A 17,786-nucleotide genomic window follows, 5' to 3' on the forward strand; every position below is an offset into this window, starting at 1 on the left:
TCCCGGTCGCCAGGAACGCCGCGCTGGTCGAGGCCGGGCTCGACCTCGCCATCAGCCGGAACGCCACGCTCGGCCTGTCCTATGCCGGACAGCTCGCATCCGACGTCCAGGACCACGCCTTCAAGGGGGTTCTGGCCGTCAGGTTCTGAGAAGGCGGGTAAAAACAGCGCGTGACCAAAGCCGCGACATAGCGCTCGCTGCCCTTCTCCCGTTCGGCGATCTCGCCGCATCGATCTGGCTGGCGCGCCGCGGATAAGCGTCGGTTTCGAGAATCGCAAAAAGCGAGAACTGCCGCTGCGAGCCGCGACAAGCCGAGACCCGGCTGTCGGGTCCACACCTTCTGACGCGAAACCACTTCCGACAGGCCTGCCTGAGGAAGCCCAGAAGGAGGATCGAACCATGACTTACCAGCTCCACCAGAACCTGACCGTGCCGGGTCGTCGTCCCCGCGTCAGGTACGGCGCGCTGCCGGGCGCGGCCGCGAAGTCCGAGCCCATGTTCCCGGCGCGCATGTCCACGCGGCTGGCGGCTCTGCGGGCGCGCTTCGCGGCGCTGTTCCAGGCGCTTCGCCAGCGCTCCACCATCGCCCATCTGACTGCTCTCTCTGATGAGCAGCTTCGCGACATCGGCCTCACCCGCGCCGAGCTTCGCTCCGCCACGGCGCGCCACTCGGGCGCTGTCGAGGAGCTCTCGCGCTGCCGCGACCGCCATATCGAAGCGATGCGGTAGGCCTGGAGTTCCCGCCGCGCCACTCCCCTGCCGGCCGCGCCAGCCGGCTCGCCGCAGGGGCTTCCCGCCCCAACACCCAATCCCTTTATCGCCGCCGCTTCGGCTGGCGCCTTGGAGCACGTCCATGCGAAAGACACCTCGTTCCCGCGTCGTCATCGTCGACGGCTATTCGACCGGCCGCGAACTCCTGCGCGAGCTTCTCGACCGCGAGGCGGAATGCCTCCACCTGCAATCGACGCCGGAGCTTCCGGCGCCGGTCGCGAACTGCTTCGACCGAATGCCCTATGACGGCGACCTCGGCTATCTCGGCACCGTTCCTGCCGCGATCGAGGCGCTCGCCACGTTGAAGCCCGATGCGGTCGTCGCCGGCTCGGAATGGGGCGTCACCTTTGCCGAGCGCATCGCCGCAGGCATGGCGCTGCCGGGCAATCGCTTCGAGACGATCGCGGCGCGACGCGACAAGTTCGAGATGATCGAGGCGGTGCGCCGCAGCGGGCTTCTCGTCGCCGAACAGGCGGCGGTCGCGACCGTGGCCGAGGCCCACGCCTGGGCGAAGCGGCATGCCGCCTGGCCGATCGTGGTCAAGCCGATGAAGAGCGCGGGCTCCGATGGCGTGACGATCTGCCAGGATCATGCCGATATCGACACGGCCTTCGCGCAGGAACTCGGGCGCGAGAACTTCATGGGCTGCGTCAACAGCCGGTTGCTGTTGCAGTCCTTCCTTCCCGGCCCGCAATTCATCGTCAACACGGTGAGCTGGGGCGGACGCCACTATGTCAGCGACCTCTGGTCGATGAGCGTCGCGGTCACCGGCTCCAGGGTCGTCCCGGGCGGCATACACCTCTGCGACCCGACATTGCCGCGGGCGCAGGCGCTGATCGCCTATACGCTCCAAGTGCTGTCCGCGCTCGGGATCGAGAACGGCGCGGCGCATACCGAGCTGAAATGGACGCCGCAGGGGCCGGCCCTGATCGAGACCGGCGCGCGCCTGATGGGCGCGGCGATGGACGAGCCGTCCTATGCCAGGGCCGGCATGCGGACGCAGGCCAATGTCTTCGCCGAGATGCTCGCGAGCTGCGCCAGCGGGCGCGAGGCGCTCTTCGCCGCCGGCTGCTACGGACTGCACCGGCAGATGAGCAAGGTCCTGTTCAACTTCGCCGCCGACGGGCGGATCCGCGGCACGGCCGGGTTGAGCCGCCTGCGCGAGCTGCCCTCGTTCCATGCGCATTATCGCCCGCTCGGCCGCGGCGACCGCGTCTGGCAGACCGGTGACTGGCTTGCCTGCGGCGGCATGGTCTACCTCGTCCACGACGACCTCCGGCAGATATCCGCCGACATCAAGACGATCCGGCTCTGGGAGGCGCGCGGCGAGCTCTACGACGTCGCCCCCTGCCGCGCAGCAGCCTGAGGGACGTCCCATGTCCTACGACCAGTCGCTGGTGCTGCTGTCGGTAGCGCTGCAATCGCTCGGGAAGGTGCTCTACGGCACCTTCCTCGACGAGCTCTCGCTGCCGCTCTTCCTCCTGTCGAGCTTCGGCCTCACGGCCGTGGTCTTCGTCGCCGTCGCCGGCTTTCGCGTGCCGGAGGCGGGGCGCGGCCATCTGCTGCTCCTCAACCTCTGGAGCGCGGCGAGCTTCGTCGGCTTCTTCTTTGCCCTGCGGCACCTGCCGCCGGCCGTCGTCGCCTCGATCGAGCTCTGCGCCGCGCTGCTTGCCGCAATCGTGCTGGCGAGCGTGCAGGACCGGCTGGTGCCACGGCGGTTGCGGCTCATTGCCTGCGCCGGAATCGCGGCCGGCTGCCTGCTGCTGTGCCGGGCCGAGATCGGCGCCGTGCCGGCCGCTTCGGCCTCGCTGTCGGCCTGGCTCGCCATCGCCGCGGCGCTGCTGACTGGCCTCACCTCCACCCTCTCTGCCAGGGAATCCAAGGTGCTGGCGACGGCGGGCTGGAAGCCGGCGCAGGTGCTGGCGCATCGCTTCTACCTGACGATCGCGATCGCGGCGGCATGGCTCGCCCTGGAGCAGCCCGGCCTCGCGCTGCCGCAAGCGTCCTCGCTGCTGCCCATCATGCTCGTCGCGGCGGTCGGCGTGCTCGCGCCGCTTCTGCTGTTGCAGGTCGCACTGCGCAGGAGCGACGCGCTCACGGTGATGATCTGCTTCGCCGCCCAGCCGCTTCTGTCGTTCCTGATCGCCATCCCGTCCCCGGCCTATGAGTGGGATGTGCCGACCTTGTTCGGCGTGATCGTGGTGACCCTGTTCCTCGGGCTCGATATCCTGGCGCAGCGGAAGGCCGTGCCGGCCGTCATCCCGGTTCGCGGAGAGCGCCATGATCGAACCCGCACTCGCTAGCACCATCGAGAGTCGCCGCTTCCTCGATCGGCATCAGGCAGCCTAGCCGGGATCGTTCTCGAGGCGGACATGCGAAAGGCGGCGCTCCACCGAGCGCCGCCTGAAGTTCAGTTCGATCGATTATGCCCCTGCGCGAACCGGCCGGCTCCGTGGCTAGCCGTTCCGGCTCGGTGCGGCCGGCCGGCGATGGCGGCGGCGCTCCTCGACCTCGCGCGCGAGCATCTCGGTCGGGTCGTCGCCCAGCGGCATGCTGCGCGCGCGGTACACATCGGCGGCCGTCAGCCCGATATCGCGAAGCTGCGCGTGGTCCATTGCCGCGATGCTGGCAAGAGCGCGGCGGTTGCTGATCGCCCGGAGCAATCCGGTCATCCTGAAGATCAGATGCGAGGCCGCTTTGCGCGACCTGCCGAGAAAGCTTTCCGTGCCCGATTGAAACGTTGCGGCAACCGGTGCGATGGTGTGAACGAGCGACATGACGGCCTCCCTGTTTCGATGAGCGGTCGGCTGCCGGGATCGGCAGCGAGATCCATCTCATGGAGGCGTTATGCGCTGGACGGAGCCTGGACGGCTTGCCGGATTTCCCAGGCCTCGTTCGCGTTTTTTACGATTCCGGCTTCTGCGCCTCTTGGAGATCGTCCCATTCGCGACCAGGGCCGGCCCATTCCGGAAGGACTTGTCGGCGAGGTCCGCCGGACCGTCGCGGGCGCGCGGCTGCATATCGATCACCGCCATGAGGAGGTCGAGTTCGACCTCGTGGTGCGGGGCGCCGGCAGCTATACGGTCGGCAACCTGACCTATGAGCTCAAGGCTGGAACTCTGATCTGGCTCCGCCCCGGCCAGCAGCACCGGCTGGTCCGCTCTCCCAAGCTCGAAATGTGGGTCGTGAGCCTGCGCGCCGACCAAGTGGACGCACTGGGGCAAGCCGAGATCGCAGCGCAGCCCTCGCGCCTGCTGCCCGGCGAGGAATTGGTCGATCTCGACCGGCTGTTGAGCCAGGTCGCACAGGATTCCGACGAGCCGACGACCTATAATGCCGGCCTCACCTATGCGCTGAGGCGAGCCCTGCGGGCGTGCCGGGGCAGCCCGCCCGCTCATCTCAAGCTGATGCACCCGGCGGTGACGCGCGCGCTGCTGCTCTTGCGCGAGAGCGGGGCGGCATTCTCCCTGTCGAGCCTCGCCGAGGAGTCCGGGATCGCGGCGCCCTATCTCAGCCGCCTCCTCGTCGAGCACACCAACCGCAGCTTCGTCGACTGGCGCAACCGCATCCGCCTCGAACGCTTCATGGAGGATTACCAGCCGGGCATGAACTTGCTGATGGCCTCACTCGATGCCGGCTTCGGCAGCTATGCGCGCTTCCACCACGTCTTCCATCAGATGGTCGGCTGCACCCCGAGCGAATGGGCGCACCGCGCCGACCGCTCCTTTGCGCCGCCCGCAGACGAGACCACGGGCGTGGCTGGCTTCGGCGTGCCCCGGACGCTCAATCTCAGCATCCGGCAGCGCTGGACGCGACTCGTGCCGCTGGCCAGCCCGCTGCTGGCAACGTGTTTCGACAAGACCTTCCTGGACCGGGTGCTCGCTCCAGGCGCGGCGCCTCACCAGCACGCGCCCGCGGCGGACGATGCCGGCATGCCGGTGAGTCTTGCCGCGAGCGATGTCGAGCATCTCCTCGCCATGCTGCAGCAGCGTGATGCCGATCTCACGACGGAGTTCGCACAGCTGATCCAGACCCATGATTTCGGCGGGATCTATGCCGGCGTGCTACGCGCCTACGAGCTGGTCCCCGGCGAGCTCGCCGATGCGGTGACCGCCTTCATGCTCGTGCTGCTGACGGCGCGCGCCGGGGCACCCGATCCCGGCCTCGAGCAGGTCAAGGCCGCCAACCGGCAGGTCAGGGACGCATTATGGCATTCCGCGACGCCCGATCCTCGGCAGTCTCGGAACATCCACACCGCTCTGCTGTGCCATTTCGTCGTGATCTACCAGGCCCTTCAGGCCGCGCGGGCGAGCGGCGACGCCCGGGCGATGTCGCTGCTGCATTCGGCGACACTCGGCCTGGAGCAGGAACTCTTCGGCAGCGGGACCGCAGCGGTGACGCTGACGGATCACGGGCTCGTGCGGAGAACCTGACATTCCCTGGGGCTGTGCGGGCTGCTGCGCGAATAAGCGGCCATAGAAATCGAGACGTCGATTTAGACGTCGGGATTATCCACGCTGACCCGGACCACGTCGAACACCGCGTCGAGCAGTTCGTCCGGGTCGACGCCGCCGGGCACCGCCTTCATCAGCCCCTCGAGACGGCCCTCGATGAGAAGCAGCGCGAAGCCGTGCACCAGTGCCCAGCGGGCCGCACCCACTGCCGCCAGACGGATGGGGGGAGCGGCGGCTTGATCGGATGACGGCGTGGTCTGGCGCAGCGCCTGACGCGCCAGCCCGATCGCGGCGTGCAAGGCGGGCCGCGTGACGTCCAACCTCTCGCTCCGGTACATGAGCGCGAACAGGCCCGGGTGAGCGCGCGCGAAGCGGACATAGGCGCGGCCGGTCTCGCGGTTGCGCGTCCGCATGTCGGCGCCTGCCACCGCCGCTGCTGCCGCCTGAACGGCCGCGCTGAAGCGCTGATAGCCGACCGCCGCGAGCTCGCTGAGAAGTCCCGTCAGATCGTCGAAATGGTTCTGCGGCGCCGTGTGCGAAACGCCGACGGCCCGGGCCGCCGCCCGCAGCGTCAGCGCCTGGATGCCCTCGGTTTCAAGGATCTTTTCGGCCGCCGCGAGCAGGGCACTGCGCAGGTCGCCATGATGATAGGGGCGTTGCTGGTCGGTGGGGGAAGGCTTGTTCATGGCTACATGTTTACGCTGAAAACATTTTTCTTGACAATCCCGGCGGTGGCGCCTAGCGAAGTTTACGGTGTAAATATCGGATTGCGCGATGCCGCTCGCTTACCCTTTGTCCAGGACCATGCCCGCCGTCGGTCGGCTGTATTCCGCGGCTACCTCATCGGGTCTTGACCGTCGCCAGAAGCGCCATCCCGACCGCGAAAAACACCATCAGCACGGCAATGCCGGCACGCTGGCTCGCCATCAGCTGCGTCGCGACCGCGACGCTGAGCGGACCCAGGAAGGCGGTGACGCGGCCGCTCAGCGCGAACAATCCGAAGAACTGCGTCAGCCGGTCCGGGGGCGCCAGGCCGATGAGGACGATGCGCGTCGAGGCGAGCAGGGCGCCCGAGCACAGGCCGATCAGCGTTCCGATCGCGAGATAGACGCGCTCGGCCGCCGAATCGAACAGGACGCGATCCGGGCGCGGCGGCGCGACCGCCCAGGGACCGACATGGTCGGGGCCGAGGGACAGGGTGCCGGCAAGCGCCGCCATCAGCAGGCCGAGCGTCAGCAGCACGACGGCCCTGGCCCCGATCCGGTCGACCAGCGAACCGCCGGCCAGGGCGCCGGCGATGCCGGCGGTCGTCACGAGCATGCCGAACAGGCCAACCTGGATCGCCGTCCATCCGAGAATGCTAGAGGCGAAGATCCCGCCCATTGCGAACAGGGCGACCAGCCCGTCGGTGTAGATCATGTTGGCGATCAGGAAGCGCAGCAGGGCCGGATGGCGCGGCAATTCGCGCAGGCTGGCACGAAGCGCCGACAGGCCGGCCCGGATCGTCGGCGTGCCCGTCCGGATTGGCCGTGCGTCCGGCGTGAAGAGCAGCAGCGGCAGGATGAAGCAACCGAACCAGAGCGCCGAGAAGGGGCCGATCGCCCGGGCGCCCTCCTGATGTGCTCCGTCCAGGCCGAGGATCGGCGCGATGCCGAGAAGGGTCTTTCCCGTACCGGGATTGGCGACGAACAGCGTCAGCACGAGCAGGGTGGCGACGACGCCGCCGACATTGCCGAGCGCCGCGCCGAGGCCGGAGAGGCGCCCGACATGCGAGCGGTCGACCAGGCCGGGCAGCATGGCGTTGTTGACCATGACTGCGATCTCGATGGCGACGGCGGCGACGCAAACGGCGGCGAGCGCCATGACGATCGCCCCCGGCTCGCCCGGGCGGCAAAACCAGAGCAGGACGCAGCACAGGGCGTAGATCGCACCGGTTGCGCCGATCCAGAGCTTGCGGCGCCCCATCTGATCGACGATCGCCCCGAGCGTCGGAGACAAGACGGCGATCAGGAGCGCGGCAACGGCGGTGCCATAGCCCCAATAGGCCTGTCCCGCGACCGGATCGCCCACCATGACGCGGACGAAATACGGCGCGTAGCCGAAGGTCTGGACCAGGCTGAAGAAAGGCTGGGCGGCCCAGTCGAACAACACCCAGCCCGCGAGCGCGAGGCGGGGCGCAGCCATGCCAGGCCGCGCCGCATGATCGCCCGTCATCCTTCGTCCCCCGCCGTTCCACCGAGAGCCTCCGGCGCGCCGAACCTCTCTTCAATCCCGCATTGGGACCATCGCACGCAGCGGTGCAATGCTCTTGACGCAAGGTACGCGATATCGCCGCCGCATGGCTCTGGTGCGAAAGCGTCCGACGCGCCTTCTGCCCGCACCAGCGCCTCTCATCGTCATCGATCTCACCGACCCCGGCGGCAACCGCCGGAAGGCCATCGCCGTCAGGCTGGCCGCTTGTCGATCAGCCCGCGGATACGCCGCAGCGCGGCTGGGCATTCATTTCCCTTCGAGAGTATTTCATCATGAGACGCGACATGACCCGACGTGATTTTGGACTGGCGGCCGGCGCCGCGGCAGCAGCGCTTTCGCTCGGTGGGCCGGCCTCCGCCGAAGGGCAGGTAGCCGGCGGGGGGCAGGTAGCCCGCGGGGGGCAGGTAATCGGCGAGGGGCTCGTCACCGCCGACATCACCTGGACCTCGGACGATCCGCATCTGAGCGGCAATTTCGCTTCGATCGGCCCGGAGATCGAGGCGCGGGACCTGCCGGTGATTTTTGGGCGCATTCCGCCCGAGCTGAGCGGCGCCTATATGCGCAACGGCCCCAACCCGCTGTTCAAGCCGCTGTCCTATTTCTACCCGATGGACGGGGACGGAATGATCCATGCGGTCTATCTCGACAACGGCAAGGCGCGCTATCGCAACCGCTTCGTCGCGACGGCAAGCCTCGCGGTCGAGAAGCGGGCCAACCAGGCGGTCTATGGCAGCTTCGCCCACCCCGTTCCCGTCGATCCCACGCTGCTGCGGCCGGGCGACAATCCCGGGCCCTTCAAGAACGGCGCCTTCATCAACATCCTCCAGCATGGCGGCCACCTGCTCGCGCTGAACGAGGCGACCACCTGCTACGAGATGACGATGGAGCTCGACACCATCGGCGAGTGGACGGCGGGCACGGGCGCGCCGATCAGCCTGGGCGCGCATAATCGCAAGCATCCGAGGACCGGCTCCCTCTTCGCTCTCGCCTATACTTGGCGCAATCCGGTGGTGCAGTTCCATGAGATCGACGCCAGCGCGAAGCTCGTCCGCTCGTTCTCGCTGACCATGTCCGAGCCGACGATGATCCACGACTTCATCCTGACCGAGCGCTACATCGTCCTGGTCGCCGGCCCGGTCGTGTTCGACGTCCAGGCCGCCCAATCGGGGCAGTCCATGCTGCAATGGCGCCCCAGCATGGGCACGCGCATCGCGGTCGTCCCGCTCGACGGCGGCGATCCGGTCTGGCTGCAGGCCGATCCCTTCTTCGTCTTCCATTTCGCCAACGGCTTCGAACGCGGCGGCGACATCGTCATCGACTATGTCCGCCATCACGACTTCGGCGGTCCGGCCGGCACGACCCCGTTGCATCGCCTGGAGATCGACCTCGCGAGCCGCAGAATCCGAGACACGGCGCTGGCCGCGCTGACCGTGGAGTTCCCGCGCATCAACGAGGCGCGCGAGGCCCTGCGCTCGCGCTACGTCTACGTGCCCACGCTCTCGGACAGCCTGCGCATTCCGAGCCCGCCCTCGGCCACGTTCAACACGCTGCTCAAGGTCGACACCGAGACCGGAGAATCGGCACGGCACGATTTCGGCAACCATATCGTCGGCGAGGCGGTCTTCGTCCCGCGCGGCGGGCAGGGCGAGGATGACGGCTATCTCGCCATCTTCTCCTACGATCCGGTCGCGCAGACCAGCGACTTCGTCCTCCTGGACGCCGCCCGCGTGGATTCCGAGCCCGTCGCCGTCGTGCGGCTGCCCCAGCGCGTGCCGCAGGGCCTGCACGGCAACTGGATCCCGAGATCCTGACCCCTGCCGACGCCCCGCCCGCCCATGCGCGGGCGGGGCGCGGTCATCATGACGCTCACAACGGAGATTTCGATGGGCATCCTGTTCGCATTCGCCCCCTTCATCGCCTTCGCCCTCGTCGACCGGGCGCTTGGTTCGGTCGACGGATTGCTGGCCGGAGCGGCCATATCCATCGCGCTCGTCCTGCGCGACGCGCTTTCAGGGCGCGTTCCGAAGATTCTGGAGATCGGCAGCCTGGTCCTGTTCGCAGGGATCGCGCTTTATGTGATCACCATCGGCGCAAACTTCTCCGTCATGGCGGTGAGATTGCTGGTCGATGGCGGGCTGCTCCTGGTCGTCCTCATCTCGCTCGCCGCCGGCGTCCCCTTCACCTTGCAATATGCCCGCGAGCAGGTGCCGCCGGAATTTTGGAACGCGCCGGAATTCAAGCGGACCAACGTGGTGATCACCTCGGTCTGGGCTGCCGCCTTCGCCGTGATCACGGGCGCCGACGCCGTCCTGGTCTTCATGAGCGAGGTGCCGAGGCAGGTCGGCGTCCTGACGATCGTCGCGGCCCTGGTCTTCGCTACGAAGTTTACCGGCTGGTACCCCAAGCAGAAGCACACGCCCGCGAGCGGAAGCTGAGCCGGGTGCTGGAAGGGCGAACAGCTCTGGGCCAAACTGGACTCCGACCTGGAGCCCCGCAAATGAGAAGAGGCCCGGCCTGCTCTCATGAACATCCTTTGGGCGGCGCAGCAGATTGAGCGTCAGCGTATAACGACTAACAGCTCCAATCGAGGAGGTCTGTGTCAGGCAGACTTGCAGCCTTCATCTTGCCCATGGCTAGTTCCTTCCCCTGTTCGCCGCTGCATCCGCAATGGGCGCGTATGCGGGGTTGAGGGGAGGCAGAGGCTGGGGCAGGCCGCCAGCCTGGGGATGCTCGCTTCGCCATGCGGCGACGGCCTTCGCCAAGGCCCGACCGTCGCGACCGCCCCAGCTACCTATGCCCCCGAAGATCACTGCGAGAAGATGCTGATAGTGCGGGAGCAATGACGGGTCGGTCTCGAGGCTCGCCATATCGGCAAGCGACATACGACTGCGCCAAGTCTGCATCGCTCGGTAAGTGGCGGCGGCATCGCCGAATGCGGCGGTCCTCAGAAGCTGACGTTGCGCGAAGGCGGCCGAGGCTCGGTATCGCTCGCGCCACGGCCGGACGAAGGTGACGCCACCAGCGACGGCCGTGACGAGGGCAACGAGTCCGAGCAGTCCCCAGGCAAGCCATCCGGCATCGAAACGATGCCGTTCCGATGCCGCCGGGGACGTCGCGGCAACCGTTACCATCGCTCCCGGCAAGGCCTCGATGCGCGCTTCCTTGCTCGACAGGCTCCACCAGGGTTGCGAGATCTGAGGCAGCGCATAGGTGCCGGGCCGCTCGAAGACATAGGTCACCTTGTCCGTCCGCGCACCGTCGACACCACCCCGGTCGACGCGGTCCTCGACGACCGGAGGATCGAGATAGACCCGCACGCCCTCCGGCGCGGTGAAGCGAAGCTCCGCCATGCCCAATGCCGGGACGCCGCTGGCCTGCCGCCGGATTATCCTCGTGATGGCGCCGCCTTCGCGCAAAGTCGAACCCGGTTCCGGCGACCAGCTCTCGCTCGCGCTGACCTTGTCGGCGACGAGGACGGGGCCGGAGGGATCGATTCCGGGCGGCACGCTCACGCCGAAACGCGTCGCCTCGCCTGTCGCCGTGCCCACCGGATCTCCGGCGCGGTCGAGCAGGGTCACGTCCGGAGCCGGGATCGCGATCTCTCCGGGCCGCCGCGGGAACACCACGAACTCGAAGACTTGGCCGACATAGTCATTGCCGTCGATGCGGTCCCGGATGGTGAGCGCTTGCGTCTCAAAGCGCAGGATCTGCGTGCCCGGCGCCTCCCGGACCTTGACCAAAGGCGGGTGCGGCATCTCCCCGGGGAATAGCACCTGAACGCGAAGGCGCACCGGCTGGCCGATGACGATGCCGGCGGCAGGCTCGAGCGATGTGCGCAGGCGCGGGGCATCCGGCGTCGTCTGCGCCATGGCGGCGATAGGCAGCAGGAGCAGGCATGGGAGCGCGAGCCTCATGGGGCCGTCTCCGTCGCTCCGGCGGTGAGCTGGTAGGCGAACTTGGCCTTGAGGAAGTCGGCGGGCCGGGTCTGCACGCGCTTCAGCCATAGCGCGCGGACCGCCTCATCGGACATCGGCGCCTGCGTTTCGAGGTCGGTGTCCTCACCGCCCTTCTTGGTCTTGTCGAAGACGATCTCGTCGGGCTTCGATTCCGTGTCGTCGGTGACTCCGCCCTCGGCCTTGCGGCGCTCGCCGCGAATGCGCGCGATCTCCCGGTTTCCGGTTGCCTCCGGCCAGCCGGGGCGGAGCGCGAGCGCCCGGTCGTAGCGCTTCAGGGCCTCGTCGTATTGGCCGAGCATGACGAAGGCATTGGCCTGGTTGAAGGCGCCCTCGGCCCTGTCGCTGGCCGCGAAAGCCTGAGCCGCCGCCTTGAAGTCGCCGTTCCTGAACAGGGCCACTCCGCGCCAGAGCGGATCGCGAAAGACCTTGGCCGCCTCGGCCGCTCGGCCCTGGTTCATCAGCACACGCCCGCGCTGGTCGGGCTTCAACCAGAGGTCATGCCAGCCGAGGCGATATCCCGCGCCCAACAGGGCGGCGAGCCCCGCGAGGCCGATCAACCCATGGAGGGTGCCTGGACGCCTCATGCCAGCACCCATCCGCGCCGGAACCAGAGCAGGACGAGCAATGCCAGCAGCGGCGTCAGCCAGTATCCGGCCTCCTTCCAGTACTGCACCTCGCCATCGGCGATGATGGCGGCGGCGAGGTCCGTCCGATCGAGGCGGCGCGCGATGGTGGAGACGTCATCCTGGTCCGGCGTGGTCGCCACGATGGCCGCTCCGAGGCTGCGCCCGGCCTCCTCGATCCCGCCGGGCGATGCGCCGTCGGGCTGAAGCGACAGGATCGTGATCGCAGCGAACTTGCCCTTCGGGAGCCGTGCCAGCGCCTCGGGCGCAACGACATCCGCCATCAGCAGGACGGAGCCGCCATTCGCCGAGGCGGCCAGAGTCCGGTTCGCGAGCGCCAGGGCCCCGACCAGATCCTCGCCGTCCCGCTTCGGCATGATCTCGGGCGAGAGCGCCTTGGCGAGGTCGAGCACGACGGCCGCGTCGGGCGTCGGCGGCACGACGATATGCGACGATCCGGCATAGGCGATGAGGGCGGTGGAGGCCCCCTCGCGCGCCGCGAGGATGTCGGAGAGCTTCTGCCGGGCGCGGTCGAGCCGTGTCGGGGCGAGGTCCTCGGTCAACATGGACGGGCCGACCTTGAGCACGACCGCGACGGGCGGCTTCGCGTCGGCAAATGGCGACGGCTCGCGCTGCCAGGCAGGCCCGGCTACCGCGACGGCGGCAAGCGCCCAGGCTATGAGGAGCCCGTCAGCGGGCGTGATGCGTGCGCGCCGCTCGGCTCCGACGACGAGATGCTGCAGCAGTTCCGGATCGATGACCCGGCGCCATCGGCGCATCTCGTCCGATCCACGCCGCTCGCTCAGCCAGAGCGCGGCGGCGGGCAGAAGCGCCAGCAGCCAGAGCGGCCGCGCGAAATGGAAGACGGACAGGGCCTCCATCATCGCGTCCCTCCCGCGAGGGCGGCGGGCGCGCCCCGGCGCAGCCGTCGCCGCGCGACGACGAGCGCCTGCGCCAGCAGCGTCAGCGTCAGGGCAGCCGCCAGCGGCACCCAGTAGACGTCGCGCCTCGGCCGGAAGCTGACGGTGTCGATGCGGCGCGTCTCGATCTGGTCGAGACGGCGATAGATGTCGGCGAGCTGGGCGCGGTCGAGCGCGCGGAAGAACCCGCCGCCGGTCTTGTCCGCGACCTCCTTGAGGGCGGCCTCGTCGAGCTTGTCCTCGCCGGCCGCCTGCGGATCGCCGACCGCGACGGTATGGATGACGATGCCCTTGTCCTTGGCAATCCCCGCCGCCTCTCCCGGCGGCACCTTGCTCATCGTGTCGTTGCCGTCGGTCAACGCGATGATGGTCTTGGCCTTGACCGTGCTCTTCGCGAACAGGCCGATCCCCAGCCCGATCGCGTCGCCGAAAGCCGTGCGGGGGCCTGCCATGCCGACGTCGGTATCGCGGAGCATGACGCGGCAGAGCTCAAAATCGGTGGTGAAGGGTACGAGCGCGAAGGGCGCATCTCCGAACACCACGACGCCGACGCGGTCGCCCTTGCGGCGCGACAGGAAGTCGTCGAGCACCTGCTTCACCGCGGTGAGCCGGTCGACGGTCTTGCCCGAGGCGTCGACGAAGTCCTTCGTGCCCATCGAACCTGACAAGTCGACGAGGACGAGCAGGTCACGCGTCGGCAGGTCGCGGTGCAGCGGCGGCTCGATCCATTGTGGCCGGGCGAGCGCAGCCAATGTCAGGAGCCATGTGAGCGCGAGGACGACAAGGCGCCCGGCATGGCGGCGCGCAACCACGCCGCCCGAGAACGGCTCCTGACCGCTCAGGCGGGCCAATCTGTCGAAGAAGGGCACGCGCAGCCCGGCGCGCCGCTCGGCATGGGCCGGGAGCCCGAACCAGACCAGCAGCGGCAGCGGGGTGAGCAGCGCGATCCAGGGATGGGCGAAGGAGAGCATGCTCAGGCCTCCCGCGACACGCGGCCACGCTGGCGGCTCAGCCAGGCCTTGGCCCAACTCCCGGACAGCGCGAAAGCGGGTGCCCCTGGCGCCGAGGCGGCCAGAAATTCGGTCCAGGCGGCCCCGGTCAGCGACGCGACCCGTTCCCGGCCGTAGGCAACCATGGCCGCGCGCTTCAGGATGGCGGAGATGGCCACGTCGGTGCCGTCCCCGTTCGGTGAGAGGCCGTCATCGATCTCCTTCGCCGCGAGCCGCAGGTAGGCGTCCGCCCGATAGCGGCGCAGGGCTCGCCGCCCGGCCACCGCCAGCATGGCGCCGGCGACCGCCCCGACAATCCAGACCCCGGCTGCCGGAGGCCAGAACGGGACCGCGGGCGGCAGGACGATGTCGGCCAGATTGGCGAGATCGCCGGGATCTGCACTCATAGGGCCGCCCTCCCGCCGGCATCCGCAAGCCGTTGCGCCTGGCGCCTGCCGATCAACTCGCGGAACTGGTCGGCGACGTCCCGTCCGGTCGAGATCGGCAAAACCGGGATGGCGCGGTTGCGCGACAGCCGCGACAGGCGCTCCCCCCAGCCGGCCCGGTCCCGGGCGAAGCGACCGCGCAGCGCCGACGAGGACGCATCGACCTCGATCTGCCTGTCGCCCAAGGAGAAGGTGGCCGTCCCGACGTCGGGCAGCTCCTTTTCCATCGGGTCATGGACGAAGGCCGCTATGACGTCGTTATGGGCGCCGATCCCCGTGATCAGCCGCACCGTCTCCTCATCCTCCCCGGCGGCATCCGAGATCAGGCAGACGAGACAGTCATGCACCGCCAGTCGGGCGGCCGCCCGCAGCGCCTCGTTCAGGCGGCCCGCCGCCGCTGCCGCGTCGCCCGGTCCCGCCAGCGCCGCGTTCTGCCTGATCACCTCCCACAGCACGCGCATCACTCCGCGCTCCCGCGCCTGCGGCTTGATCACGGCGATGCCGCGGTCGCCGAAAACCACGGCCCCGACACGGTCGCCGAGCGAGGTGACGCGCCACGCCGCCAGCGCCGCCGCCTCGGCCGCCGCGACGGATTTCATCGCGCGCCTGCTGCCGAAGAACATCGTGCTGCGCTGGTCGACCAGCAGCACGACGGGGCGGTCGCGCTCCTCGGAATACACCCGGACATGCGGGCTGCGCAGGCGCGCCGTCGCCAGCCAGTCGATCGTGCGCGTGTCGTCGCCCTCGAAATAGTGGCGCAACTCCTCGAAGTTCAGCCCGCGTCCGCGGAGCCTCGAAGCATGCCGCCCGGCGAGCAGGCTGTGCACGGGCTGGCGCGGCAGGAAGCTAAAGCCCTGTGCGCGGTGCTTGAGGCGCATCAGATCGTCGAGCGTGACGAACGCGCGCGCGGACGCCGCGCCTCCCGCCTTCGTCCCTTCGCCGGTCGGTGTCATCGCCACCTCACCTAGAGCCGGATGTCGTCCGAAAACCGGCGCCCACTTTTCGGCATCATGCTCTAGATCGCGACGGCAACCTGCCTGACCACCTCGTCGAGCACGTCGTCGGCCGTCACGCCGTCGGCTCCGGCCTCGTAGCCGAGAGACAGGCGATGCCTGAGGCAATCATGCGCGACGGCCTGCACATCCTCCGGCGTGACGAAGTCGCGCCCCTTCAGCCAGGCATAGGTCCGCGAGCAACGATCGAGCGCGAGGGATCCGCGCGGGCTGGCGCCGACCGAGATCCAGTTCTTCAGCTTGTCGCCGAATTCGGCCGGGCGCCGGGTCGCGGCGACGAGGCCGACGATATAGCTCTCGACGACGTCCTTGCTCGCGACGCGATCGATCTCGGCCCTGGCATCGAAGATCGCCTGCTGCGGAATCTTGGGAGGCGGGGCGGAGGGGGCGGCCTGCTGCGCGGCGGCCTCCGACCGCACCAGCTGCATCACCTTCACCTCGTCCGCGTCGGACGGGTAGTCGATGCGGATATGCATCAGGAACCGATCCATCTGCGCCTCGGGCAGCGGATAAGTGCCTTCCTGCTCGATCGGGTTCTGGGTGGCGAGCACCATGAACAGCGGCGGCAGGTCGTAGCGCTTCCCGGCCACGGTGACGTGGCGCTCCTCCATCGCCTCGAGGAGGGCCGACTGCACCTTGGGCGGCGCGCGGTTGATCTCGTCCGCGAGGATGAGGTTGCCGAAGATCGGCCCCTTGCGGAACTCGAACTGCCCGTCCTGCCGCAGGATCTCGCCACCGGTCACGTCGGACGGCAGCAGGTCGGGCGTGAACTGGATGCGGCTGAAGTCGGATTCGAGGTTCTTCGACAGGCTCTTGATCGCGCGCGTCTTGGCGAGGCCCGGCAACCCCTCGACGAGGGCGTTGCCGTTGGCGAGCAGGGCGATGACGATGCGCTCGACCACCCGTTCCTGGCCAATGATGTCTTGGTCGATCCGGTTCTTGAGGTCCCTGACGGCATCGCGTGCCGTCTGGCCGGCGGTTGCATCCATCGCTCGACCCCTCAGGACGCGCAGGCAACGCTATCGTGCCGATATTTGGATATCGCGACGCGCGAGTCAGCCGCGTAACTGTTACGGGCCGAGAGGGGCTTGCCTTTTCCGCAGAAGCGGCCATCTGCGCCGCAAGTCGAACCGGGCCAGCATCGAGCGAAGTCGAACTGGTTGGTGAAGCTGGTGGGTGCGCGGCGTGACCGCCACGCGCACCCACCAGCGGCGCTGAGCCGAGGGGCTCAGTACTTCTGGAAGTGGAAGCCTTCGGCGAAGGTAAGCTCCACCATGTCGCCACGCCTCAGGCGCCTGATATCGCTTTTGATGACGGGATCGGACACCGTGCGGGTCCGGGGCCCGGCCGGACCGACATAGCTCACGAGGCCCGTCGCAGGATCGAAGCTCTCGAACCTCGCCGTCACCGTCAATGACCGCACGACAAACTTATCCGGCAGGTTCTGGAAGCTGGGGGCGCTAACCGCCTCCGTATAGACGATTGCTGGCTTTGCGCCCTTCCGGGCACGCCTGGCCCCAAGGACCACGCCTTCGACGCGCCGGATCTGGACCCTGTCACCCGCGTTGATGTTTTGCAGATCGCCGAACACTTCCGGCACCGCGACCGGCCATGTTTGGCGGCCCTGCCGGACGACCACCATGCGCTCGGCGGGATCCACATCGACGATCTCGACATCGAGCTGCTCGACTTCCACCGGGCCGACGCCAGCGACGATTACTGTCTGGCTTGTTACAATCGGATCGGTCGCGCAACCCGCAACCCCCACCGCCAGCGAAACTGCGAAGATCAAGCTGATTTGCTTCAACATCGGGAATTTCTCCGTACTCAAAAGCAATCCGGGTTGAAAGCTGCCGCCGGCTGCCGGATATGACCTGAAAATCGAGAAAGGTGCCAACGGACTTTGCGAAAATCAGGAACAGGGCCAACGTCGACCGCAACACAGTAGGTCGTCGAAAGCTTACTTGGATCGCAAGAAATAGATCAAGTAAAGCCCCCTTGTCAGCGAGCACCATCTTCTCAAGGTCCGGCAATGCCTGAAGGTCTCCCTTCATGACGCCAGCGTAAGGGCCGCTATGGGGCGAACTGCGGATGCCGTTCGGCCCGCCGGCAATGTCCGCTTCCGGCGACGCGCTAGAGTCAGCTATTGGCGCATTTCAGCCGGGGAAAGCGTTGTCCCGGCGCTCGTCCGGGAGAGCGGTGGAGCGGCCTGTCAGGCCGCTCCTTTTCCCATGGCGCTCAGAAGCGGTAGCTGAGCTTTGCCATGCCGGTATGGGACTGGTAGCCGCTGCCGAGATCGGCGCTGTACTGCAGCTTGACGTCCCAGTTGTTGTTGCCGATCAGGTCGGCGCCCACCGTCAG

The 17,786-nt window shown here is 68.2% G+C and carries 16 protein-coding genes; 6 read left to right on the forward strand and 10 right to left on the reverse strand.

The features are described from left to right. Positions 1 to 399 precede the first annotated feature (399 nt). From DWF00_RS20865 to DWF00_RS20880, 4 genes are all read left to right on the forward strand, one after another. Entirely contained in the window at positions 400 to 729 is a 330-nt protein-coding gene (locus DWF00_RS20865; RefSeq protein ID WP_114832809.1) for a DUF1127 domain-containing protein, read from the forward strand. A 124-nt stretch (positions 730 to 853) separates the two neighbouring features. Further along, positions 854 to 2,137, forward strand: a complete 1,284-nt coding sequence (locus tag DWF00_RS20870) for an ATP-grasp domain-containing protein (RefSeq protein WP_181832920.1) — start codon at positions 854 to 856, stop codon at positions 2,135 to 2,137. A gap of 10 nt (positions 2,138 to 2,147) precedes the next feature. Beyond that, positions 2,148 to 3,074 carry a hypothetical protein gene (locus DWF00_RS20875; RefSeq protein WP_114832811.1) on the forward strand — a complete coding sequence of 309 codons (927 nt, stop codon included), beginning with the start codon at positions 2,148 to 2,150 and terminating at the stop codon, positions 3,072 to 3,074. Positions 3,075 to 3,260: 186 nt separating this feature from the next. Continuing rightward, a complete protein-coding gene (locus DWF00_RS20880) occupies positions 3,261 to 5,204 on the forward strand; it encodes an AraC family transcriptional regulator (RefSeq protein WP_114832812.1) in 1,944 nt (647 codons plus the stop codon). A gap of 62 nt (positions 5,205 to 5,266) precedes the next feature. On the opposite strand, the gene DWF00_RS20885 is transcribed toward DWF00_RS20880, so the two are convergent. Next, positions 5,267 to 5,911 carry a TetR/AcrR family transcriptional regulator gene (locus DWF00_RS20885; RefSeq protein ID WP_114832813.1) on the reverse strand — a complete coding sequence of 215 codons (645 nt, stop codon included), beginning with the start codon at positions 5,909 to 5,911 and terminating at the stop codon, positions 5,267 to 5,269. A 154-nt stretch (positions 5,912 to 6,065) separates the two neighbouring features. After that, positions 6,066 to 7,409: an MFS transporter gene (locus DWF00_RS20890; protein ID WP_245974155.1), complete on the reverse strand. Its 1,344-nt coding sequence runs from the start codon at positions 7,407 to 7,409 to the stop codon at positions 6,066 to 6,068. Between the two features lie 353 nt (positions 7,410 to 7,762). On the opposite strand from DWF00_RS20890, the gene DWF00_RS20895 reads away from it, so the two are divergent. Together DWF00_RS20895 and DWF00_RS20900 are read left to right on the forward strand one after the other, a co-directional pair. After that, entirely contained in the window at positions 7,763 to 9,289 is a 1,527-nt protein-coding gene (locus DWF00_RS20895; RefSeq protein ID WP_181832922.1) for a carotenoid oxygenase family protein, read from the forward strand. A 48-nt stretch (positions 9,290 to 9,337) separates the two neighbouring features. Then, on the forward strand, positions 9,338 to 9,913 hold the full coding sequence (locus DWF00_RS20900) for a hypothetical protein (RefSeq protein WP_245974156.1): 576 nt from the start codon (positions 9,338 to 9,340) through the stop codon (positions 9,911 to 9,913). A gap of 198 nt (positions 9,914 to 10,111) precedes the next feature. Here the strand turns inward: DWF00_RS20900 and DWF00_RS20905 are convergent, their stop codons facing one another. The 8 genes from DWF00_RS20905 to DWF00_RS20940 all read right to left on the reverse strand — a co-directional run bounded on the left by DWF00_RS20905 (position 10,112) and on the right by DWF00_RS20940 (position 17,235). Beyond that, positions 10,112 to 11,392 (reverse strand): BatD family protein, encoded by a 1,281-nt coding sequence (locus DWF00_RS20905; RefSeq protein WP_181832923.1) that lies wholly within the window; start codon positions 11,390 to 11,392, stop codon positions 10,112 to 10,114. Beyond that, complete coding sequence (locus DWF00_RS20910; protein WP_114832817.1) at positions 11,389 to 12,018, reverse strand: tetratricopeptide repeat protein; 630 nt, start codon at positions 12,016 to 12,018, stop codon at positions 11,389 to 11,391. The genes DWF00_RS20905 and DWF00_RS20910 overlap by 4 nt, the downstream gene beginning before the upstream one ends. Beyond that, a complete protein-coding gene (locus DWF00_RS20915) occupies positions 12,015 to 12,941 on the reverse strand; it encodes a vWA domain-containing protein (protein WP_245974157.1) in 927 nt (308 codons plus the stop codon). The genes DWF00_RS20910 and DWF00_RS20915 overlap by 4 nt, the downstream gene beginning before the upstream one ends. After that, on the reverse strand, positions 12,938 to 13,948 hold the full coding sequence (locus tag DWF00_RS20920; RefSeq protein WP_114832818.1) for a VWA domain-containing protein: 1,011 nt from the start codon (positions 13,946 to 13,948) through the stop codon (positions 12,938 to 12,940). Before DWF00_RS20920 ends, DWF00_RS20915 begins: the two co-directional genes overlap by 4 nt. A gap of 2 nt (positions 13,949 to 13,950) precedes the next feature. Next, positions 13,951 to 14,373 (reverse strand): DUF4381 domain-containing protein, encoded by a 423-nt coding sequence (locus DWF00_RS20925; protein ID WP_114832819.1) that lies wholly within the window; start codon positions 14,371 to 14,373, stop codon positions 13,951 to 13,953. Next, a complete protein-coding gene (locus tag DWF00_RS20930) occupies positions 14,370 to 15,365 on the reverse strand; it encodes a DUF58 domain-containing protein (protein ID WP_114832820.1) in 996 nt (331 codons plus the stop codon). The genes DWF00_RS20925 and DWF00_RS20930 overlap by 4 nt, the downstream gene beginning before the upstream one ends. A gap of 62 nt (positions 15,366 to 15,427) precedes the next feature. Beyond that, positions 15,428 to 16,414, reverse strand: coding sequence for an AAA family ATPase (locus DWF00_RS20935; RefSeq protein ID WP_114832821.1), 987 nt, complete (start codon positions 16,412 to 16,414; stop codon positions 15,428 to 15,430). 239 nt (positions 16,415 to 16,653) lie between these two features. Then, positions 16,654 to 17,235, reverse strand: a complete 582-nt coding sequence (locus tag DWF00_RS20940; RefSeq protein WP_114832822.1) for a hypothetical protein — start codon at positions 17,233 to 17,235, stop codon at positions 16,654 to 16,656. Between the last annotated feature and the right edge of the window lie 551 nt (positions 17,236 to 17,786).

Source organism: Allobosea caraganae (assembly GCF_003351345.1).
Taxonomy (GTDB): Bacteria; Pseudomonadota; Alphaproteobacteria; order Rhizobiales; family Beijerinckiaceae; genus Allobosea; species Allobosea caraganae.